This window comes from Bacillus sp. FSL W7-1354, assembly GCF_038002405.1.
In the GTDB taxonomy this organism is placed as follows: Bacteria; Bacillota; Bacilli; order Bacillales; family Bacillaceae; genus Bacillus; species Bacillus paralicheniformis.
Map to the genome: position 1 here is coordinate 4,152,333 of NZ_JBBOCL010000001.1, position 22,110 is coordinate 4,174,442.

Genomic DNA, 22,110 nt, shown 5'->3' on the forward strand with positions numbered 1-22,110 from the left:
AGGAGCGCAGCCATGAATCTCTTTCAATTACACCATCAAGATATGAAAGAAATCCGGGAAATACCGTTTGAGAAAGAAAAAGACATACAGCACCTATGTGAAAAAAATTTAAAGCAATTATTAGGCCTCAAGTTCATTGCCTCTGAGTTTCGAGTCGCCGGATTTCGGATTGATACGCTAGCATTTGATGACCAGACACAATCGTTTGTTATTATTGAATATAAAAACAAGAAACATTCCAGCGTAATAGATCAAGGCTATGCTTATCTGTCCATCATGCTTAATAATAAAGCTGACTTTATTCTTGAATATAATGAAAATCAAGAGAAGCTTTTAAAAAGGAACAGTGTCGATTGGTCGCAATCAAGGGTCATCTTTATTTCGCCTGAGTTTACTACACACCAAAAGGAATCCATTAATTTTAGAGATTTGCCGATGGAATTGTGGGAAATCAAAAGGTATGAAAATGACCTGCTACAAATGAATCCTATTAGACCAAATGGGGCATCGGGGTCGATAAACACAATTTCGAATCAAAGTGAAGCAATCGAACAAGTGAGCAGGGAAATCAAAGTTTTCACAGAAGAAGATCATCTAGTCCGTAAGCCTGATGAGGTGATTGATCTATACCAGCAGTTAAAAGAAGAGATTTCAAATGTGGGTGACAACATATCTGTCAAAGCAACAAAGCTGTATATCGCATTTACTGTTCATAAGCGTAACATGGTAGACGTTCTTCTCTTAAAAAAGGGCTTAAAAATTTGGATAAATGCCAAAAGAGGCGAGTTAGATGATCCCATGGATTTATTTAGGGATGTCGCAAACACCGGCCACTGGGGGAACGGTGATTATGAAATTCAAATCGATGATGAAAAACATATCGAATATATCGTTGATTTGGTTAAACAAGTTTATGAGAAAAATAAAGTTTAAGAGCCTTTTCCATATAAAAAGGCTTTTTTCTAATGTGAAACCATTCTTTGCCTGACAACTGATCGATTAAAAAATGAAACGAGATTGCAGCATCCATTGGGAAATTTTCGTTTTCGCAAGCGGCGCCCATTCCATTGAAAAAGGATGCCCCCGGGTCCGGACATCCTTTCTAGTTTTCTTGGAGATAAGCAGAATTAAATTATTCGAGTTTGTAAATGCTATTTTTCGTTCCTCTGTATGTAAACAGTACACCGCCTATCGTTATGATTCCCCCGGCAAGTGATAGGAAAGCGGGAATTTCGCCTATCCATACCCATGATATGAAAAGTGTTGCGGCTGGCGTTAAATAAAGCGAAATCGCGGCCTCTGAAGATCCTCTGTACGAGGTGATATAAGCAAGCGCAAAATATGGGACAACTGTAGGGAGCAATCCTAAATAAACAACACTTGCAGTAGATTGAATGGAAGCATGAGAAAGCTCTTCTAATAGCCCGGGCAAAAAGAACAGCATGGGGATGGTTCCTCCCCAAATCGCGTATGAAACAAAAGGGATAAAACCGTATTTTTGAATGTAGCGCTCTTGAAAAACGAAATAGATGCTTTCACATATCGCGGCCAGTAAAATGAACAACACCCCAGCCGCCGTGTTTTCAAAGTTTCCGACGCCGAGTGATATAAGCATGACGCCTAAAAAGCTGATCCCTGATCCGAGCCATTTCGCTGCACCAAATCGTTCTGCGAAAAACAGCCTCGCTAACAATGCTGAAAAAATAGGCGTTGTCGTGACCAGGAGGCTTGCCATTCCGGCGCTGACCGTTTCCTCGCCTTGATTGAGCAATGTGTGGTAAGCGGAAAATCCTAAAAAACCGAGCAGCAAAATGATGGGGATGTCCTTTGCTTCCGGCAGGCGCATCCGGACGGCAGCAGCCAGCAATATTAGAGCCGAAGAACCTGACAGCAGCCGAAGCAATGTGAGGTGCTGAGGCGTATAATCCTCCAGCCCGACTCGAATCCCCGGAAAAGCCGAAGCCCAAAAGCCGATCATCAGGCAGTATGACAACATGATGTACATCCTCTGTTTCTTCATCATTTTTCAATCTCCTTTTTAAAAAAACCAACCGGTTTAAATGTGTGTATCCATCTTAATAGACGTTTGGTAAAATGGCTTCAACCAGTTTTGAGAATATAAACCCAACCACTTATCGATAAAAGGAGATCCATTTATGCCCCACGCGCCAAAATACAAACAAATCATTCAATTTATAAAAGAGAAGATTGCAAATGGAGAATGGCCGATCGGCACCAAAATTCCGAGTCAGCGTTCATTGGCCAAACATTTCGCTGTGAACAGAAGCACGGTGATTACAGCTTTGGAAGAATTAATAGCCGATGGATTAATAGAAGGCAGAATGGGGAAAGGCACGATCGTTATAAACAATACATGGACATTGTTGGCCAAACATTCGACCCCTGATTGGGATAAATACGTGGCAGCCGGATTCCAGCAGCCCAGCCGGAAAACGGTTCAGGAGATTAATCAATCTGAATCGAATTCAACATTGATACAGCTCAGCAAAGGCGAACTTTCAAATGAATTGTTTCCGCTGGACATTATGAAAGAGATGATGGAGAAGGTTGCTCATAACATGGATGCCTTTGGGTATGAGGAGCCAAAAGGCTATCTTCCTTTAAGAGAGGCGTTGAGCAGCTATTTACAAACGGTCGGCATCCACGCTTCCCCGTCTTCCATCTTAATTGTTTCCGGCGCGCTGCAAGCATTGCAGTTAATCGCAATGGGGCTTTTGCAAAGCGGATCAACCGTTTTTCTTGATCAGCCGTCTTACCTTTATTCGCTGCATGTCTTTCAATCTGCGGGAATGAGGATGGCCGGATTGCAAATGGATGAAGAAGGCCTCATGCCAGAAAGCATCAAGATGACGCCAAACATGCGGACGAGAGCCATTTTGTACACCAACCCTTGTTTTCAAAATCCGACCGGAGTGTTAATGTCCAAAAAGCGGAGGGAAGAGATTCTGGCTTTCAGCGAACAACAGCACCTGCCTATCATTGAAGATGATATATACCGCGAATTATGGATTGATGCACCGCCGCCTGCTCCAATGAAAGCGATGGACAAAAACGGCCGCGTCTTATACATTGGCAGTTTTTCGAAAACGTTGAGCCCGGGATTAAGAATCGGCTGGATCGTCGGCCCGGAGCCGGTCATTGAACGTTTATCAGATATTAAAATGCAGACGGACTACGGCTCGAGTTCACTGTCTCAGAGAGTCGCAGCCGAATGGCTGACATCTGGGCTTTATCAGAAACATTTGGAAAACGTCAGAGAACAGCTAAAAATAAGAAGAAACTTTGTGTTGCATGTGTTAAAAACAGAGTTGGAAGGACTCGCGGAATGGAGCGTTCCAGCAGGCGGCTTCTTTATTTGGCTGAAGATATTGCCGCCGGTATCCATGAAAACTCTTTATGCCAAAGCACTTTCAAAAGGAATTCTCTTTAATTCCGGCGTCATATACGGGCAGGAAAGAGGCGATTACATGAGGCTGTCATATGCATTTGCTTCCTGTGAAGACCTGAAGAAAGGGATTACGCAATTAAGCGGACTGATTAAAATGCTGTCTGGTTGATGTGCATGAGTTGAAAATATTTATTCCAAAAGAAATAAATTTTACCTTATTTTTGTTAAACTTAAAAAGGATTTTAAATACATCATGACAGGAGAAACCTTATGCGGAACCCAATTTCAGTTTATTTTTCTTTAGCTCTCGCCATGGCGATCGTCGGGAGTTCGGTTGTTGTCGGCAAGCTGATGGTGAAGACGATTCCGGTGTTTTTGTCGTCGGGCATTCGTTTTTTTATCGCGGCTGCCGTTTTAATGATCTTGCTTTTTTGGATTGAGAAAGGCATTCCCGCTCTATCGAAAAAAGATGTCTTTGTTCTTTTGCTGCAGTCTTTTACGGGTGTCTTTCTGTTCAGCATCTGCATGCTTTACGGGGTTAAGCTGACGACGGGGATGGAGAGCGGCATTATTACGAGCACGACGCCGATGGCTGTCGGTGTTTTAGCTTTCTTTTTATTAAAAGAAAAAATAGAAAAAAGAATGGCTGCCGGTATCGTACTTGCCGTTATCGGCGTGATGGCGATCAACCTGTTCGGGGCCGGCGGCGAAGCAGGGAGCCCTTATGCATTGATGGGAAATCTGTTAATCGCGGCCGCAGTGATCGGTGAAGCGATGTTTACGCTAATGGCAAAATTATTGTCGCCTCATATTTCCGCATTGGCGATTTCGGCGTTTGTTTCGTTGTTCGGTTTTTTGTTTTTTCTGCCGTTTGCGGTCATTGAGGCTGTCTCGTTTGATTTTAGCGGTCCCGGACTTCTTGATTGGTCATATGTCCTTTATTACGCGCTGATTGTTACGGTGCTTGCTTTTTACTTATGGTACAATGGCGTGACGAAAGTGCCGGCGAGCGTTTCCGGGATTTTCACTTCGGTTCTCCCCGTATCGGCCGTTGTGCTGTCAGGCGTCATTTTGAAGGAGCAATTCTCACTGGTTCATTTGACCGGAATCGTGTTTGTAATTGCAGGAATTTTCATTACTGTTTTGAAAAAAGAGCAGAAGAAAGACAGCGGAAAACTCGCATCTTAAGACGGATTTCCAAAAAAATGTCGTAAATTCGATGCATCAATTTGATGAAATCGCCTGGCCCTGCGGTATAATAGATTTTGTGAATGAAAGATTCAATGTTGAAAGAGAGTGGTTACATCATGGGCCGTAAATGGAACAATATAAAAGAGAAGAAAGCGTCCAAGGATGCGAATACGAGCCGAATCTACGCCAAGTTCGGCCGCGAAATCTATGTGGCGGCAAAGCAGGGAGAGCCCGACCCCGAACTGAACCAGAACCTGAAATTCGTGCTAGAGCGCGCCAAAACATACAATGTCCCGAAAGCGATTATTGAGCGGGCGATTGAAAAAGCGAAGGGCGGTTCTGAAGAAAATTATGACGAACTGCGCTATGAAGGCTTCGGGCCGAACGGAGCGATGGTGATCGTTGACGCGTTGACAAACAACGTCAACCGCACGGCTGCCGATGTGCGCTCCACATTTGGCAAAAACGGCGGAAACATGGGTGTGAGCGGATCTGTCGCTTACATGTTTGATCCGACGGCCGTCATCGGCTTTGAAGGGAAAACGGCTGATGAGACGCTCGAATTATTGATGGAAGCGGATATTGATGTCCGTGATATTTTAGAAGAAGACGATGCGGTGATCGTCTATGCCGAGCCCGATCAGTTCCACGCCGTACAGGAGGCGCTGCAAAACGCCGGCATCACAGAGTTCACGGTGGCCGAGCTGACCATGCTCGCGCAAAATGACGTCGCCCTTCCTGAGGATGCGCGCGCGCAGTTTGAAAAACTGATTGACGCGCTGGAAGATTTGGAAGACGTTCAGCAAGTTTACCATAATGTCGATTTAGGGGCGTAAAAAGAAATCGTGAAGTAAAAAGATAGATGAACAGGCGAAAGTCTGTTTTGTCTATCTTTTTTTATTTGTAAAGTTAACTTGACACCTGATTTTTTGTTAAGTATACTTTACGTATAGTAAACTTTACATTCCGATGGAGGAAAGATGAAAACGTTAATAAAGGAAAAGCGCACTTCGCTGAACATGACACAAGAAGAACTGGCTAAAAGGCTCAATGTGTCGAGGCAAACGGTGATTTCCCTTGAAAAGGGGAAGTATAAACCTTCACTCGTTCTGGCGCATAAACTGGCTCAAATTTTTGAATGTCTGATTGAAGATTTATTTATTTTTGAGGGGGATGAAAATATTGACTGAAACGATGACAAACACATTGATCGCTTTAGCAGGTTTAGGAATAGGCGTGCTCGGGATCGTCATTGTTTACAGCGTAAACAGACGAATTGGAAAAAAAGAGAGGCTGTTCGATGAACGTCAGCAGAAGATTAGCTATCAGGCTAAGGCGCTCTCCTGGAACATTACAATGGCCGCCATTTTAATGGCCTGGGCATTGGTGATCATTTTCCAAGGGATATCCTTTTCATTTTTCTTAATAACAGGTTTATATATCCTGCAATGCTTATCAATGCTGATCACAACCGTTTACCTTGCACAGAAAAACTAAGATGGTGCTGTTCCCCTTGTATCCGGATTTTACCGATTTATCGGTAAAATCTTTTTTTGTGGAAAAGAAAACCCGAGGCAAGGCCTAGGGTTCCGATCGACACGCAAATCTGAAATACAGATACGAGTCGGTATTTTCGGTGTGCTGGACATTACGTAGATAAAGTAGGAAGAAACAAAAAGTAATAGAAACATATATACGAAATCAGATCGAAGATAATATCGTCGCGTGGGGATTTAAGGGATATATGGAATCCTTTGTAGATGAAAAGGTCAAGAAAAGGAAGCAAAAATAAGAAAAGACCTTTGAGCTTGCCACTAAAGTGGTACATTAAAACGAACCATTAAGCCCGTCACCCAATCAAGTCATTCAGCTGGATATCATCTTGAGGGGAAGATTATTGCAAACAAATCCCCATCATACAGATGACTGAATTGGGAAAATTTTTATTCTACGTCTTTTAGTATGGCTTCAATTTTCTCAAGCCGCTGCTTGATATCCTTTATTTCCTCGTTTTCAAGTCTCAATTTCTCTTCGGCCAATTTGCCGTTCCTTAAATATCTTTTGACAACCTTTGTTAAGGCAACGATACCCGCAATGACAAGTGCTGCCATTACAAAATAGTATACTGGTATTAAAATTGTGATAATATCAACTGTCCCCATCTTTAGTCTCCTTACATTCTGTAGATTGTTGTTTCCCCAAATTCTCGATTAAATCATTATCAATCGTAAAGGAAAATTCTTTTAGATAATAGTACTTAAGAGCTTTACCATCTAATGAAACTTTCATTTCACTAAATATAATTCCTGTCTCCTCGAGCTTGGTTAGATGCAAATAAAGTAATGTCCTATTGATTTCTAACTTGCGTGCAAGCTCACTAACATAGCAACCTCCTTTTGATAAGATGGTTAGAATTTGTAAGCGAATTGGGTTTCCAAGTGCCTTTGCAATTAAGATTAATTGGTTTGGTTCATTTATTTTATTCATATGTAACAATAATTTAACACATGTGCATCTAAAAAAAAAGGTGTTTTTTCAAAAGAATGATTCATTTGTTATATTATGTGAATCATAAAAAGGAGCATTATCTTAAAACACATTTTAATCAAAAAATAAATTTTATAGAGAAGAAAGATAAAATTAAAAGTATATTTTAATATAAATGCAATTAAAGTATATTTTTTCCGATTTGTTATTGTCTCTAAGTATTATACATGATAATATTAACAATAGTTGAATAGACTTCCAGTTAAATACACCTAAAAAAATTACTTTATTCGGAGGGTGATTTGAATGAAGAGATTCTTATTATTAGTATCCTTTTTGCTAGTGTTCCCTACTGCCTATGGGACTGCCATTGCAAAGGAAAAAACGCAAGGTTTAAGTTTGGAAGAAAAAATTTTTGAAATTGATAAAAGTGATGATTTATCAAAACAAGTTAAAAAACAAAAGTTTATCCAAGCTTTGGAGGATTCAACTGATGAGGAGAAGACTGAATATCTTGAAGAAGTAGGAGAGCGAGTACAAAATACTTTAAGTGAAGTTGATGTTCAATTAGGTGAAAATAAAGAAATAGATTTAGGCATGGGGACGACTATTGAATTAGAGTCTTCCGATGTTATAGAGTCAAATGAAGATGAATTAGTAAAGACTTCTGGATATGATTTTTCAAAAGGAAATGTACTCGAAAAAAAATATGGTGCTAGAAGATTTACATGTAGGGTTAGTGTGAAATCCCTTGGCATCACATTAGGATCTTTAGTGCTACGAAACCACTATACAGTGGGGAATTTTGGATTGAAAATGAGGTATGCATCCGATAGTGGAACATCTGGAATAGATCCTTTAATGATTATCACAAGTTCTTCTACATCGGTTCCTGACGGTAAAGCTGAAAAGGTAGGGTATGATATGAATGCAAGAGGTTCGTATAAATGGAAACTAGGTATTTCAGGTATATATGCATCTTTTACATCAGAAATATACAGTACAATCAAGTTACATAAGCTAAATAAGAAAAAGAAATTTGCTGTTGTATATCAAAATTACAAATTTACTGAGTGATCATGCCTTAAACATCAGCTGAAAAAAGATGAAAAGACAAATGTCAGACTGTTTCAGATTTATGAAAACAGAGTTTGATGATCGATTCCGGATTTTACCGATTTATCGGTAAAATCTTTTTTTATATCCAAAAGACCCGTAAGATTGAATTTTCTTGAAAGACTGCCGATACATAAGATGTAGTCTAACTTTTCCCAAAACTGTTTGATAGGAGATGGACTGAATGATTCAAATGACTGACCTCAACCGTCAATACATAGGAGGGGAATGGAGAGACGGCCAAAGTGAAAGCGTCTTGGCCGATCTGAATCCTTTTACCCATAAAACGATTACCTCTTTTCGGAAAGCGACGCGGGAGGATGTCGATGCGGCGTACAAAGCTGCGCTTGAGGCGAAAAAGAAATGGGATAACGTCAATCCTTATGAAAAAAGAGCGATTTTAGAAAAAGCCGCGGCTTATATTGAAGACAATAAAGAAGCGATCGTGTACCTCATTATGGAGGAACTTGGCGGAACACGGCTGAAAGCGGCTTTTGAAATCGATCTTGTCGTCAATATGATCAAAGAAGCGGCAGGTTTCCCGCTCAAAATGGAAGGTAAAATTCTCCCTTCACCGGTTGATGGGAAAGAAAATCGGATATACCGCATTCCGGCGGGAGTGGTCGGTGTCATCAGTCCGTTCAACTTTCCGTTCTTTTTATCTGTAAAATCGGTTGCACCTGCGCTTGGCGCAGGGAACGGCGTTGTCTTAAAGCCGCATGAAGAAACACCGATTTGCGGCGGCACGCTGATTGCAAAGATTTTTGAAGAAGCCGGTCTTCCGGAGGGACTTCTGAATGTTGTCGTCACGGATATCGGGGAAATCGGCGACAGCTTCGTTGAGCACCCGATTCCGAGAATCATCTCGTTTACCGGATCAACGAAGGTCGGCAGCTATATCGGGCAGCTGGCGATCAAACATTTTAAAAAACCGCTGCTTGAACTCGGCGGAAACAGCGCATTGATCGTTCTTGAGGATGCCGATTTGGAATACGCTGTCAATGCCGCGGCTTTCAGCCGCTTCACACATCAGGGGCAAATCTGCATGTCGGCCAACCGGATTCTCGTTCAAAAAGAAGTGTATCCGGAATTTTTAAAGCTGTTCAGCCAAAAAATCTCCGGGTTTAAAACGGGTGATCCGCTGGATCCTGAAACTGTGATCGGCCCTGTCATTAATGAACGTCAAGCTGAACATTTAAGAAAATCGATTGAGAAAGGCATCGAAGAAGGCGCCACACCGCTTCTGAAAGGCGATATTAAAGGCAATCTCGTCGAGCCGACGATTCTTGCGGATGTCACGTCTGACATGTCTGTCGCCAAGGAAGAGCTGTTCGGCCCGGTTGTGTGCGTCATGCCGTTTGAGACCGAAGCAGAAGCGGTTGAGATCGCGAATGACACTTCGTTCGGACTGAGCGGAGCCGTACACACGGGAAATGTGGAGCGCGGCGTTGCCATCGCGAAGCAAATCGAGACGGGCATGATCCATGTCAATGACACAACGATCAACGACGAGCCACATGTCGCTTTCGGCGGTGAAAAGCAATCTGGAATCGGCAGGCTGAACGGTGAGTGGAGCCTTGACGAATTTACAACGTTAAAATGGATTTCCGTCCAGCACCAGAAAAGGATTTTTCCATATTAAAAGGAGGATTTGATACATGAATGAAGCAGTAAAAACGGACATCCACCCGCTGCTGGATGCTTTTGTGAAAGTGGCGCCGTTTCTGAATCAGCTGATTCAGGACGATGTGACAGTGGGGATTTACGATACTGAAAAGCTGATCGTCAACATTCCGGGAAAGACATTTTCCCTTGATGTCAAAGCGGGTGATCCTTTGCAGGAAGGCGATATTATTACAGACGCCATCCGCCAAAACAAAAAGAAAGTGAGCATGGTGCCTAAGGAACTGTTCGGCTTCCCTCTTGCGGCGAGAGCGATCCCGCTCCATGACGAGAACGGAAGGGTTATCGGCGGAGTCGGACTCGGTACGAGTCTTGAAAAATCGGATCAGCTTCACCGCGTCGCAGAAAGCCTGTCGGTCATCGTCGAGCAGACGGCCTCAGCTATTCAGGATATCGCCGAATCTGTCAGCGGGTTTTCCGGACAAATGTCTGACATTTCCAAGCAGGCGAAAGAAGTCAGTGAAAGCGCCGGAGAAATTGAGAAAATTTCAGTTACCGTAAAAGGCATTTCAGATCAAAGCAACCTGCTCGGACTGAACGCGGCGATTGAAGCGGCGAGAGCCGGAGAGTCAGGAAAAGGGTTCTCCGTCGTCGCCGACGAAATCCGCAAGCTCGCGACACACTCAAAAGAAAACGTCGGGCAGATTGACCAAATCACGAAGAAAATCCACGCGTTATTGAAAGACCTTGAGCATTCGATCGAAGTCATCAATGAACATACGAGCGGCCAGGCCGCCGGCGTTGAACAAATTTCCGCCACCATGCAGGAGATCAGCAGCAACGCGCATAACCTCGCCAAGATGGCGGAACATCATTTTGAAGACTAGATATAGAAAAAAACTGCCTGACAATGTGTCGGCAGTTTTTTTACTAACACTACTACACTAGCGATTGAAATGACTGCCGTAAATATGGCTCATGAGTATGCTCTTTCCCGTCACACTGCAATTCCTTCAAACGTGTAAAAGAGACGAAATCAAATAACTATATATTGAAAATAACTCCGATAAGAGAATAGATAATGACAGTCGAAAAAAGAATTGTCATATGAATCAGAGAGTAAATAAACATGGATTTTGCCCATTTCTCTGAATCCATTTTTTTGTAACCATACACACTAAGAACCAACCATATGACACCTAATATAAGGGAAACAAGCATAATGCCGAGGCTCAAAGAAATAAAAAGGAGACTTGTCCCGATAAGGATGATTAAATAAATATTAGTTTGTATATATGTTCTTTTAACTCCTTTGATAACAGGGAGCATTGGAACTTTCGCAGCCTTATACTCATCATTTTTTCGAATGGCTATAGCATAGAAATGAGGCATTTGCCATATCACAGATGTCACAAAAAGACCGAGAACAGCAGGATGTGTGATGTCCGGATAGACAGCTGACCATCCAATAAGAGGCGGCATAGCTCCGCCGATACTCCCGACCTCTGTATTGTAAACTGTTCTTCTCTTACTCCACATGGTATACGGGACAATATAAAAAAACAATCCTAGAAACCCTAGGAGTGCTGCCAGAGAGGTGGTGAAACCAAGGATTATTACACCAAAAATCATCATAAAGATACCGAGCCATAGAACTGTTTTAGGCTTTATTTCTCCTGTAACGGTTGGTCTGTTTTTGGTTCTCTCCATAATAGAATCTATATCCCGGTCATATAAGTTGTTAAAAGCTCCTGCCGCTCCCATTACTAAAATAGACCCAATTAATGCAAAAAATATTTCTGGTAATTTCTCAGAAAGGCTGATTTTATAAGTATATAAAGATAATGTTAATCCAGAAAACATCGGAATAAGGTTAGATTTAATAATTCCTGTTTTAATGGTTTTTGACAATATGATGGACACAGGTCGTTTATCCGTTTTGATATTATTTTCAATTTGCATGATTCTTCTCCTCTTTTTAATGGCCACACGTTGATTTAGTGAAGTGCTAGTGATACCTTTTAGAATATACATACTATATGGTATGTTAATTCTGAACAGTATGATTGTCAATAAGAGGAGGAAGAAGAATGCTTAGAAGAAGGCTAACCCAAAAAGAGCGAAAAGAGGAAACACGTCAATTGTTGTTAGAATCGGCTGTTGAGATTTTTTCGGAGCTTGGCTTTCATGGGGCTTCTGTTGAAAAAATTGCTGAACATGCCGGATTTAGCAAAGGAGCGGTTTACTCCAATTTTAAATCTAAGGAAGAGCTCTTTCTGGCCTTATTGGAACAACAAATGAATTTACAAGTGAATAACATCGATCAAATCATAAATAATCAGCATTCACTTTCATATTTTATTGAAACAATGAATGATCATTTTGTCTCAGTGGTGAAAGAAAATCAAAAGTGGATGATTTTAAATATGGAATTTCTTCTTTATGTGATGCGTAATGAGTCAGTGCGCTACAAATGGTCTTGCATGATCAGGGAGTCTGTGGACCGGATCTCCAAGTCTGTCGCGAAACTAATGTTGAAAGAGAATCATGAGGTTACGCTATCTTCGGAAGAAATCGCTTGGACTATTTTTTCACTTGAAAATGGTCTTGCGATATTCAATTTTATTAATGGAGAAAGCGTCCCGATGAATTTATATGGAAAAGCGCTAAAAAATTTGCTTTCAGCCTCTGAGTGACTTTTTAATAGAAAAGTTGTACTTTTCAATTTCTAGGCTCAGTGTCATACATTAATTTAAATTTTATTTTAAATTTTTTAGAGGAATTTTCCCCGGGCGAAGCGAAAGTGATGAATGGGAAATCGCTTTCAAAGGGGGAAGGGGTAAATGAGAGTATATACACCGACTAAACTGACCGGATTGTTATTGGGGCCGATCAGTTTTTTGCTGATTCTCGGCTTGATACCGGAAGCTGAGTTGGCTTACGCGCCGCGGATCGTTCTTGCGGTTACAGCTTGGACGGCCGTCTGGTGGATTACGGAAGCCGTGCCGATTCCGGCGGCATCGCTCTTGCCAGTCATTTTGCTGCCGACATTGGGCGGTTTAGATATGGAAACGACGGCCAAAGCATACGGCGATCCGATTGTGTTTATGTATATGGGGGGATTTATCATTGCGATCGCCATCGAAAAATGGAATCTTCATAAACGGATGGCCTTGCATATTTTGAAGCGGATCGGGGCTGAAAGCCATCGAATCGTGCTCGGCGTGATGGCGGCGACGGCGTTTTTATCGATGTGGATTTCGAATGCAGCCACCGCTTTGATGATGCTTCCCGTAGCGCTTGCAGTTATTAAAGAAGTGCAGGAAAAAGAAATTTTAAAAGGCGAATCGCTGCAGAAGTTCAGCAAAAGCATTTTGCTGGCTGTCGCGTATGCGGCTTCGATCGGCGGACTTGCGACATTGGTCGGTTCCGTGCCGAATGCGGTCTTTGCCGCGATGTCCAAACAGATGCTCAATCACGAAATTATGTTTTTTGAGTGGTTTTTATTCGGGTTCCCGGTTTCCGTTCTGTTTCTTGCTATTTTATATGTTTATTTAACGAAAATAAAATTTAAAGTGAGCGCCTTTCAAGGAAAAAAACCTGATTTTATCGATCATGATTTAAAGGCGCTTGGCGCAATGACGAGGGAGGAAAAATCGGTTTTTGCCGTTTTTTTGTTGACCGCATGTTTGTGGATGTTCAAATTCATCCTGCCGTTTCAAATTTCAGATACGTCGATTGCGATTTTCGGAGCGGTTTTGCTGTTTTTAATTCCGAGTACAAAGGATGAACGGATTTTGGAATGGAAGGATATGCAGACGCTGCCATGGGGGCTTCTTCTGTTGTTTGGAGGCGGCTTGTCGCTTGCGGCCGGTTTTTCGGCGACCAATCTGACGGCATGGATCGGCGGCAAGCTCAAGCTGTTGGAAGGCCATCCTTACTTATTTGTACTGATCATTTTGACGGCTGCCATTTTATTTATGACCGAAATCATGTCTAATACGGCTGTCGCCAATATGGTGATTCCGATGACGATCGGTCTTGGCGCCGCGCTTCAGGTCGAGCCGTACGGGCTGATGGCGGCAGCTGCGCTTGCTTCATCATGCGCCTTTATGCTCCCGATCTCCACCCCGCCGAATGCGGCCGTTTTCAGCTCCAATCTGCTGACGATGAAGGATATGGTCAGGGCGGGCTTTTGGCTCAATATCGCAGGTGTCGTCTTGATCGTGATCAGCGTATATTTCTGGCTTCCGGCCGTCTTCCTGTAATGTCCGTGAAAAAGCTCTCACTAGTTTTCTTGCATCATCTGCATTAAAATAAGGTTATGACATTACGTTAGGATTGGTAGACAGATGAGCATTTTTAAAGCGGAAGGTTTATATAAAACTTACGGAGATAAAACATTATTTGACCATATATCGTTTCATATCGAAGAAAACGAACGGATCGGCTTGATCGGACCGAACGGAACGGGAAAAAGCAGTTTGCTGAAAGTGATCGCCGGCCATGAATCGACCGAAAAAGGAGACATCACCAAGCCTGGCAGCCTCCATATCGAGTACTTGGATCAGGATCCTGATTTGGACAGTCCGGAAACCGTACTTGAGCACATTTATTCGGGAGATTCCGTGATGATGCGGACGATGAGGGCGTATGAGCAGGCGCTTCAGGAGCTGAATGCTTCGCCTGATGATCCGAAGAAGCAGGAAAACCTGCTGGCGGCACAGGGGAAAATGGACGAACACGGCGCCTGGGACGCGAATACAGCGGCAAAAACGATTTTAACGAAGCTTGGAGTCGCGGATGTGGCAAAAGAAGTAAGCTCGCTATCAGGAGGGCAAAAAAAGCGGGTTGCGATTGCGAAAACATTGATTCAGCCTGCTGACCTCCTCATTTTGGATGAGCCGACAAACCACTTGGACAATGAAACGATCGAATGGCTTGAAGGCTATTTGAGCGGGTATCCGGGCTCCGTCGTCCTCGTCACCCATGACCGCTACTTTTTAAACCGGGTGACAAACAGGATCTATGAACTGGATCGCGGGCGCCTATACACATACAAAGGGAACTACGAAGTGTTTTTGGAAAAGCGGGCCGAAAGAGAAGCGCTCGCCGAACAAAGCGAAACGAAGCGGCAAAACCTTCTCCGCAGGGAGCTTGCCTGGCTGAGAAGGGGAGCCAAAGCCCGTTCGACAAAACAAAAAGCAAGAATTCAGCGGGTGGAGGAACTAAAGGAACAAGATGCGCCTGAAACCGGATCTTCCCTTGATTTCGCCATCGGCTCCCACCGTCTCGGCAAGCAGGTGATTGAAGCTGAAGGTGTTGACATCAGCCGCGGCGGCAATCAGCTTGTCCGTTCATTCGATGAACTGATTGTGCCGGGGGACCGGATCGGCATCATCGGACCGAACGGGATCGGCAAAACAACGCTTTTAAACGCGCTTGCCGGCCGCATCAAGCCTGATGGAGGGCAGATCACGATCGGCCAGACTGTAAGAATCGGATACTATACACAGGATCACAGCGAAATGAACGATGCGCTGCAGGTCGTCGAATACATTAAGGAGACGGCTGAGGTCGTCAAAACGGCCGACGGACAAGTGGTCACAGCTGAGCAGATGCTGGAAAGGTTCCTTTTTCCGCGGAGCATGCAGCGCAACTTGATTCGCAAGCTGTCAGGCGGAGAAAAGAGGCGCCTTTATCTTTTGAAAGTGCTGATGGAAGAGCCGAACGTCCTGTTCCTTGATGAGCCGACAAACGACCTTGATACCGAGACGCTCGGAGTGCTGGAAGATTATTTGGAACAGTTTCCCGGCGTTGTCGTGACCGTTTCCCATGACCGCTATTTCCTTGACCGTGTCGTCGACAGGCTGCTTGTATTTGAAGGCAGCGGAAACGTTTCGCGTTTTCAAGGTTCATACAGCGAATATATGGAGAAGCAAAAGGAGACCAGCCGTCAAAAGCCGGCGCCTGAAGCCGCAGAACCTGCCAAACCTGAGAAAAAGAAAAGAAAGAAGCTGTCTTATAAAGATCAGCTGGAATGGGACGGCATCGAAGACAGAATCGCCGCTCTCGAAGAAAAGCATAAACGGCTTGAAGAGGAAATCGCCGCCGCCGGCAGCGACTTCGCCAAGATTCAGACATTGATGGAAGAGCAGGCGCAAACAGCCGCAGAACTCGATGCGGCAATGGAGCGCTGGACCGAGCTGTCTCTGATGATCGAGGAGCTGGAACAATCGTAATGGAAGCTGCCGGGAAATCCCGGCAGTTTTTAATTTGTCGGGCTTTTTTCAGCATCGTTACAAAAATAGCCGATTAATTTTTCCTTTAATAAAGACGCCGCCAGACTCAGCTCTCTGTCTTGATGGACGATGAGCCCGTGGGTGGAGACAATCGGGGCAGTCACAGGCAGCAGTTTGAATTGCTTGGCTTCAAGTTCTTGTTTGACGGCGATTTCAGGAATGAAGGCAAAGCCGATGCCGCATTTTACCGCCTCTTTGATCATGGCGATGCTTGGGTACTCTAGGGCGCTGTTTCCTTCAATCCCGGCATCTTGCAATAATCTACCCGCTTTTGTGTGGTAGACGCAGCTTGTGCCGAAGCTGATGAATGTTTCACGGCTAAGAGCGCCAAGGCTCTCAGATTCAACCTTTTCAGCGAGATCATTGGAAGCGATGAACACCAGCTTTTCTTCGAGCAAAGGGGTAAAAAGGATGTCGGGCCTATTCGGATTTTGCGGTACGATTCCGAAATCGACGGCATGATTTTGCACCTGCTGAACGATATCGTGCTGAAACCCGTTTTCCAATTGCAATCTAATCTTTGGATATTCTTTAAGAAAATCCCGGATCAGGAGAGACGCGCGCGTCAGAAAAAACGATTCCTGCATGCGGATGCGGACGGTTCCTTGCGGCTGATCCAGTTCATTCATCGCTTCTTCCAAGGTGCTGCCTAAATGAATAAATTGATAGGCATATTTGCTTAGCTTCAAACCGGCCGGTGTCGGCTTCACACCTCTTGACAGCCGGTGAAACAAACGCTGTCCGCAAGCCTGCTCCAAAAGCTGAATATGGCTGGTGACTGTCGACTGTACATACCCCAGCCGATCAGCGGCGCGGCTGAAGTTTTTTTCTTCTATGACGGCGATGAAGGTTTTAAAAAATTTACCCTCTAAAAGCTCAATCATAGCTTGTCATCTCCTTGATATCGGAAATCAAAATGATTTCTATCATAATCATTCATAAGTAAAATGTCTCTCCCCATGATATCGTAGGTTTTGCAAGAATAAAAGAAAAATTGAGGAGGAAAACAATGAAAAGAACGAGAGGATTCAGACTTGGCGTGTACATTTTCAAGGATGCTGAAATCATCGACTATGCCGCCCCATACGGAGTGTTTTCAGTGGCGAGGAGGCTCGATCCTGAACTGGACGCCTTTCTTGTGGCGGATGCGATGAAACCGGTTCAGACGCAAGCCGGGCTTACTGTTCATCCGAATTACAGCTTCAATGACCAGCCTGATATGGATGCTTTCTTAATTCCGGGCGGTTTCGGTACACGACAGGAGACCAACAACAAACGGCTGCATCAGTTCATCCGTTCCCTGCCTGAGTCGACGCTTTTGGTGAGCGTATGTACAGGTTCATGGATTTACGGGCGCATGGGGCTCTTAAACGGGCTTTCCGCTACAAGCCGGAAAGAGCCGGATCGGCTTGAGGCGTCAGAGATGGGGCAAGTACCGATCGACCGCTTGGCGGACATCGCGCCGGCCTGCCGCGTCAGCCGGGCGAGAATCGTCGACAGCGGACGGATCATCACCGCCGGGGGAATTGCTTCAGGCATGGAAATGGGCTTTCACTTATTGAGAAGAGCGGGCTATGATGAAAGCTTCATAGAAGAAACGGCGCGTGTTATGGAGTATCAAGAGGGGTACAGCCAGTATCAGGATGATATTGAATACGTGCGGAAAGAGAAATAAGTCGAAGCTGCCGGGGAGAACCCGGCAGTTTACAACGGTTCGTCTGCCTGTAAAACGATTTGAAGCAACCCCGGAAAACGGCTGTCCAAGTCCTCTTGGCGAAGCGAAATAAACCGTTGTGTTCCTTCTATTCTTGTATGAATGACTCCCGATTCCCTAAGGAATTTAAAGTGATGAGACAAGGTTGATTTTGGAATGGGAACGTTAACAGCGCTGCACGATTGTTCGCCGGCTTCTGCAAGATTTTTTATGATTTGAAGTCTGATTTGATCACTGAGGGCGTAAAGAACAGCGGATAAACTGATGTCAGAGCGGTTTGTCTGTTTGCATCGGTATTATACATTTTTTCAATGCTCCTGTTTAAAAACAGCCGGGCGCTGAATCAATCAAAAACTGCATAAGGATCGAGTCTGCCGGAAAAACCGGCAGCTCTTTTTAATTTATATTTTGGAAAACGACAGCCGCGCCACCGCATCATGCATGTGAATCGATTCTTCGTTCCGGCATTCGATCTCAAAGGCGGAGATCCAGTTCATTTCGTATAAGTCGGCAGCCGTTAAGCGGATGACGTCTTCTACAAATCTTGGATTTTCATAAGCCTGTTCAGTCACTCTTTTTTCGTCGGGCCTTTTTAAGACGGGATGGAGCTTTGCGCTTGCGTTCGTTTCCGCTGCGGCAAGAAGCTCGGTTTTGAAATCGTCCGGCATCTCCGCCTGCTCATTGATATGTGCGGTGATCTTGATTATGCCGCGCTGGTTATGGGCGCTGTATTCGCTGATTTCTTTTGAACACGGGCAGAGCGTCGTCACATGGGCCGTGATGCCGACGGTTTGTGAAAAGCCTTTGTTTTCATGATAAGAGACTGTCATATGGATATCGGCGTGCATCAATCCTGACAGTTTGGTTTCCGGGCTAAGGCGTTCGAAATACCATGGAAAACTGACAGAGACGGATGCGCTTTGCTGTTCCATATTGTCGGCTAAATCCTTTGCAAAATCTTTCAGTGTATGGACATCAATCGTCCAGTTTGCTTCGTGATAGCGCTGCAGCTGTTCTGTCAGGCGGCTCATATTGATTCCTTTGCGGCCGCGCGCAAGGCTCGTCGTAAAGGAAAAAGCGCCGATCGTCGTTTGTGTAAACGGCTTGAGCGAGGATGCAATCAAAATCGGATGAGAAACGTTTGAGACACCGACATGGTCAATGTCAAAAAAATAGTCGTTCGGTGTATTTTGAATATCCTTCATCTGTTCTTTATCGGAAGGTTTTATTCCTTTCACGGCTTCGACAGATCCGAAGCGGCGGTGGCGTTCGGGTTTTGCGGGCAAATGCAGTATACGTTCCATTGATGAGACCCCTTTCTGTAGTAAATCGAAATAGTTCCTATTTATTTTGAGGGAATGCTGTGATAAAATCAAGTGGTCATGTCTAAAGCATGCAAATTAAATCGAAATGATTTCGTTTAGGGAGTGGTTGTTTTGCAGCATAGCGAAATCGTCATTGTTGGAGCGGGACCCGCAGGTATTGGAATGGGAATCGTTCTGAAAAAACTCGGTTTTCAATCGTTTACGATTTTGGAAAAAGACCGTGCAGGAGCTTCATTTCGAAGCTGGCCTGAAGAAATGAAATTGATAACACCGTCCTTTACCGGGCAGGGATTCGGGGCTTTGGATTTAAATGCTGTTGCTCCGGGAACATCCCCTGCCTTTACTTTTCACCGTGAGCACTTGAGCGGGCAGGAGTATGGAGATTATTTGGCGCTTTTGGCCGATCATTTTCAGCTTCCAATTCAAGAAGGCACATCGGTTCGCAATGTTTATAAAGACGACGGCGGTTTTTCAGTTGAAACTAATAAAGGCACGATGAAGGCCAAAGACGTTATTTGGGGAGCCGGTGAATTCCAATTCCCGAAATATTCGTTTCATGGTGCAGAGATTGGCATCCACAACAGCAAGGTCGCCAGATGGAGCCAATTTGAAAAAGCCCATTATTACGTGGTAGGCGGCTATGAAAGCGCAATGGATGCGGCGGTTCAACTGGCGTCCTATGGCAGCGATGTGACGGTTGTGATGCCGAATTCGCTCCGCGAAAACGCTGAAGCCGATCCAAGCCGGTCGCTTTCACCTTATACATGGGAGCGTCTTGAAGATGCATATGAAAAAGGGAAGGTTCAGTTTTTGGAAAAAGCCCTGGTAGAAAAACTGGCGAAAAATGGACCAGCCTATGATTTATATTTGTCAGACGGGAGGAAAATACGCTCGGAAACACGGCCGATTATCGCGACAGGCTTTCATTCCGGGGCAAAACAAATCGAGCATTTGTTTGAATGGGGAGAGAACGGCAAACCGCTTTTAACGAATGAAGATATGTCGACCGTGACGGACGGTCTTTATTTAATCGGGCCGAGCGTTCAGCACCAAAACGCCGTCTTTTGTTTCATTTATAAATTCAGGCAGCGATTCGCCGTCATCGCCGAGCATTTGTTGGAAAAACGAAAGTTTTCGATTGATGAAAAGGTGCTGACAGAATACAGGGAAAATCAAATGTTTCTCACGGATTTGAGCTGCTGTGAGGTGCAGTGTGAATGCTGAAAGAGCCAACGCGGCGGCAGCGCATGCTCTTTATCGGACTCGAATCGGTCGGAAAAACAACGCTTTTTTCCGCGATCACAGATCAGAGAGCAGGCGAAGCAGCCAATGTGAAAGGATCGACGATATTTGCGGCTGAACGGGAGATCAAAAGCCTTCCGGGCTGGCAAGCCATTGATACACCGGGCATTCGGGAGGATGACAGCGTGTCGAAAAGAGCGCTGAAAAAAGAGATCGAAAAGGCCGATGAGGTGGTTGCCGTCTTGCGCGGCACCCATTTTTCAGAAGAGCTGAACGCGGTCTTGGACCTGATTCCGCCGGATGCCAGGCGCGTCTGCTTTATCGTTACGTTTCAGGATAAAATGACGGACGCCATGCGCCGGACGCTTTCTGAGCAAGTGGCCAAGCACAGTCTCCCGGTCCTGTTGGTTGATACGAGAACTGTGACAGACGATAAAAAAGAGCATATCATCGCTTTTTTAAGAAAAGAGGCTGAATTTCATCCGCTGAAACGGAAACGGATGAAACAGATTAAACTTGAAAGTGTGGCTGTTCAGCAGTTTGTGTTTCATCGTCCCGTAGTTGGGCCTGTTGTGAGTACTGCACTTTTATGTTTGTTATTTATGGTGCCGATCGTATTGGCTTATCATACATCAGAGTGGATGCAGCAATACGCGGACGAATGGGCGGTTGAACCTCTCCAAAATGCGGTCGGAGGCTTGCCGTCATGGCTGAGCGCGGCATTGGCGGGGAATTATGGCCTGTTATCCCTTGGCATTTACTCGTTTGTTTGGGCGTTTCCTGTCGTTTTGTTTATGTCTATAGCAAATGCGGCAGCAGATGATTCGGGTTTAAAGGACCGGATCGTCGATTCACTGGACCCGCTGATGCGGAAGATCGGTCTGAACGGCCGCGATTTAGTTCCGCTTTTGACCGGATTTGGCTGCAATGTCGTTGCCGTTCAGCAGACGCGGTCGTGCAGCATGTGTACGAGAAAGCGCTGTGTATCATTTATTTCTTTCGGATCAGCGTGCAGCTACCAAATCGGCGCGACGCTGTCGATTTTTCATGCTGCGGGAAGGGAGTGGCTGTTTATCCCTTACCTCGCTGTTCTTGTTGCCGCAGCAGCCGCTCATAACCGGATATGGTATCGCATCGATCAGAAATGGGCCGCTTACTTCGAGCGCCGGCAAACGTTTTTACAGATGCCGTCCTGGAAAGGGATCGTCTTTCGAGTAAAAGAAGTGCTCCAGCAATTTATCTTTCAGGCGATGCCGATCTTTCTCATCATTTGCCTGGCGGCGACAGTATTGAATGAACTCGGTGTCATCCGTCTTGTGACATTGCTTGTCTCGCCTGTTTTAAGCCTGTTCGGTGCTCCGGAAGATGCGGCGCCGGGCCTTGTTTTTTCTCTGATCAGGAAAGACGGCATTCTCTTGTTCAATGAAGGGAATGGAGCGCTTCTTGATGTGCTGCCGGGGGCAACGCTCTTTCTGCTCATTTACTTGGCATCAACCTTTACTCCATGCATGGTGACGGTTTGGACAATTGCCAAGGAACTGGGGATGAAAACGGCGGCAGCCATTATGGGAAAACAGATGGCCACTTCAGTCGTGTCAGTTTTGATCATCATGATCATCTGGAAGCTGACACTTTGCATTTTTAAATAAATTGTGGTGAAATAAAATACAAATCGTAATCATTACGATTTGATAAGAGGAA

At 44.7% G+C, this 22,110-nt stretch carries 22 protein-coding genes; 15 read left to right on the forward strand and 7 right to left on the reverse strand.

Going from position 1 to position 22,110, the window contains the following annotated elements:
- Nucleotides 1-12: 12 nt before the first annotated feature.
- Nucleotides 13-933, forward strand: coding sequence for a DUF5655 domain-containing protein (locus MKZ04_RS20915; RefSeq protein ID WP_145625447.1), 921 nt, complete (start codon nt 13-15; stop codon nt 931-933).
- 199 nt (nt 934-1,132) lie between these two features.
- On the opposite strand, the gene MKZ04_RS20920 is transcribed toward MKZ04_RS20915, so the two are convergent.
- The gene (locus MKZ04_RS20920; RefSeq protein WP_145625519.1) at nt 1,133-2,020 is read right to left on the reverse strand and encodes a DMT family transporter; all 888 of its coding nucleotides are present in this window, start codon (nt 2,018-2,020) and stop codon (nt 1,133-1,135) included.
- A gap of 136 nt (nt 2,021-2,156) precedes the next feature.
- Between MKZ04_RS20920 and pdxR the strand changes: the two genes are divergently transcribed.
- From pdxR to MKZ04_RS20945, 5 genes are all read left to right on the forward strand, one after another.
- Nucleotides 2,157-3,578: a MocR-like pyridoxine biosynthesis transcription factor PdxR gene (gene pdxR, locus MKZ04_RS20925; RefSeq protein ID WP_145625445.1), complete on the forward strand. Its 1,422-nt coding sequence runs from the start codon at nt 2,157-2,159 to the stop codon at nt 3,576-3,578.
- A gap of 101 nt (nt 3,579-3,679) precedes the next feature.
- Nucleotides 3,680-4,597: a DMT family transporter gene (locus MKZ04_RS20930; RefSeq protein ID WP_145625443.1), complete on the forward strand. Its 918-nt coding sequence runs from the start codon at nt 3,680-3,682 to the stop codon at nt 4,595-4,597.
- A gap of 119 nt (nt 4,598-4,716) precedes the next feature.
- Nucleotides 4,717-5,436 (forward strand): YebC/PmpR family DNA-binding transcriptional regulator, encoded by a 720-nt coding sequence (locus MKZ04_RS20935; RefSeq protein ID WP_003179658.1) that lies wholly within the window; start codon nt 4,717-4,719, stop codon nt 5,434-5,436.
- A gap of 144 nt (nt 5,437-5,580) precedes the next feature.
- Nucleotides 5,581-5,790: a helix-turn-helix transcriptional regulator gene (locus MKZ04_RS20940; RefSeq protein ID WP_003179660.1), complete on the forward strand. Its 210-nt coding sequence runs from the start codon at nt 5,581-5,583 to the stop codon at nt 5,788-5,790.
- Complete coding sequence (locus tag MKZ04_RS20945) at nt 5,774-6,097, forward strand: DUF2178 domain-containing protein (protein ID WP_341046958.1); 324 nt, start codon at nt 5,774-5,776, stop codon at nt 6,095-6,097. Before MKZ04_RS20940 ends, MKZ04_RS20945 begins: the two co-directional genes overlap by 17 nt.
- A gap of 446 nt (nt 6,098-6,543) precedes the next feature.
- Here MKZ04_RS20945 and MKZ04_RS20950 read toward each other — a convergent pair whose 3' ends face one another.
- Entirely contained in the window at nt 6,544-6,762 is a 219-nt protein-coding gene (locus MKZ04_RS20950) for a hypothetical protein (protein ID WP_020450496.1), read from the reverse strand.
- Nucleotides 6,749-7,087, reverse strand: a complete 339-nt coding sequence (locus MKZ04_RS20955; protein ID WP_095292926.1) for an ArsR/SmtB family transcription factor — start codon at nt 7,085-7,087, stop codon at nt 6,749-6,751. The genes MKZ04_RS20950 and MKZ04_RS20955 overlap by 14 nt, the downstream gene beginning before the upstream one ends.
- Before the next feature lie 306 nt (nt 7,088-7,393).
- Here MKZ04_RS20955 and MKZ04_RS20960 point away from each other — a divergent pair, with 306 nt between their 5' ends.
- From MKZ04_RS20960 to MKZ04_RS21860, 3 genes are all read left to right on the forward strand, one after another.
- Entirely contained in the window at nt 7,394-8,164 is a 771-nt protein-coding gene (locus MKZ04_RS20960; protein ID WP_105979189.1) for a hypothetical protein, read from the forward strand.
- A 223-nt stretch (nt 8,165-8,387) separates the two neighbouring features.
- Nucleotides 8,388-9,845, forward strand: coding sequence for an aldehyde dehydrogenase family protein (locus MKZ04_RS20965; protein WP_095292924.1), 1,458 nt, complete (start codon nt 8,388-8,390; stop codon nt 9,843-9,845).
- Between the two features lie 466 nt (nt 9,846-10,311).
- Nucleotides 10,312-10,713, forward strand: a complete 402-nt coding sequence (locus tag MKZ04_RS21860; RefSeq protein ID WP_373367318.1) for a methyl-accepting chemotaxis protein — start codon at nt 10,312-10,314, stop codon at nt 10,711-10,713.
- 157 nt (nt 10,714-10,870) lie between these two features.
- Here MKZ04_RS21860 and cyoE read toward each other — a convergent pair whose 3' ends face one another.
- Complete coding sequence (gene cyoE, locus MKZ04_RS20975; protein WP_023855785.1) at nt 10,871-11,788, reverse strand: heme o synthase; 918 nt, start codon at nt 11,786-11,788, stop codon at nt 10,871-10,873.
- Nucleotides 11,789-11,916: 128 nt separating this feature from the next.
- Between cyoE and MKZ04_RS20980 the strand changes: the two genes are divergently transcribed.
- The 3 genes from MKZ04_RS20980 to MKZ04_RS20990 all read left to right on the forward strand — a co-directional run bounded on the left by MKZ04_RS20980 (nt 11,917) and on the right by MKZ04_RS20990 (nt 16,068).
- On the forward strand, nt 11,917-12,522 hold the full coding sequence (locus MKZ04_RS20980) for a TetR/AcrR family transcriptional regulator (RefSeq protein ID WP_020450502.1): 606 nt from the start codon (nt 11,917-11,919) through the stop codon (nt 12,520-12,522).
- Between the two features lie 147 nt (nt 12,523-12,669).
- Complete coding sequence (locus MKZ04_RS20985; protein ID WP_023855784.1) at nt 12,670-14,094, forward strand: SLC13 family permease; 1,425 nt, start codon at nt 12,670-12,672, stop codon at nt 14,092-14,094.
- An 84-nt stretch (nt 14,095-14,178) separates the two neighbouring features.
- A complete protein-coding gene (locus tag MKZ04_RS20990) occupies nt 14,179-16,068 on the forward strand; it encodes an ABC-F family ATP-binding cassette domain-containing protein (RefSeq protein ID WP_328038336.1) in 1,890 nt (629 codons plus the stop codon).
- A 29-nt stretch (nt 16,069-16,097) separates the two neighbouring features.
- On the opposite strand, the gene MKZ04_RS20995 is transcribed toward MKZ04_RS20990, so the two are convergent.
- Nucleotides 16,098-17,012 carry a LysR family transcriptional regulator gene (locus MKZ04_RS20995; RefSeq protein ID WP_328038335.1) on the reverse strand — a complete coding sequence of 305 codons (915 nt, stop codon included), beginning with the start codon at nt 17,010-17,012 and terminating at the stop codon, nt 16,098-16,100.
- Nucleotides 17,013-17,137: 125 nt separating this feature from the next.
- Here MKZ04_RS20995 and MKZ04_RS21000 point away from each other — a divergent pair, with 125 nt between their 5' ends.
- Nucleotides 17,138-17,803 carry a DJ-1/PfpI family protein gene (locus MKZ04_RS21000; RefSeq protein WP_341046961.1) on the forward strand — a complete coding sequence of 222 codons (666 nt, stop codon included), beginning with the start codon at nt 17,138-17,140 and terminating at the stop codon, nt 17,801-17,803.
- Nucleotides 17,804-17,832: 29 nt separating this feature from the next.
- On the opposite strand, the gene MKZ04_RS21005 is transcribed toward MKZ04_RS21000, so the two are convergent.
- Both MKZ04_RS21005 and folE2 read right to left on the reverse strand, forming a co-directional pair.
- The gene (locus MKZ04_RS21005) at nt 17,833-18,108 is read right to left on the reverse strand and encodes an ArsR/SmtB family transcription factor (RefSeq protein WP_328038346.1); all 276 of its coding nucleotides are present in this window, start codon (nt 18,106-18,108) and stop codon (nt 17,833-17,835) included.
- 135 nt (nt 18,109-18,243) lie between these two features.
- Nucleotides 18,244-19,146, reverse strand: coding sequence for a GTP cyclohydrolase FolE2 (folE2, locus tag MKZ04_RS21010; protein WP_328038333.1), 903 nt, complete (start codon nt 19,144-19,146; stop codon nt 18,244-18,246).
- 132 nt (nt 19,147-19,278) lie between these two features.
- Between folE2 and MKZ04_RS21015 the strand changes: the two genes are divergently transcribed.
- Complete coding sequence (locus MKZ04_RS21015; RefSeq protein ID WP_095292918.1) at nt 19,279-20,391, forward strand: NAD(P)/FAD-dependent oxidoreductase; 1,113 nt, start codon at nt 19,279-19,281, stop codon at nt 20,389-20,391.
- Nucleotides 20,385-22,058 (forward strand): nucleoside recognition domain-containing protein, encoded by a 1,674-nt coding sequence (locus MKZ04_RS21020; RefSeq protein ID WP_105980798.1) that lies wholly within the window; start codon nt 20,385-20,387, stop codon nt 22,056-22,058. Before MKZ04_RS21015 ends, MKZ04_RS21020 begins: the two co-directional genes overlap by 7 nt.
- The last annotated feature ends 52 nt before the right edge of the window (nt 22,059-22,110 follow it).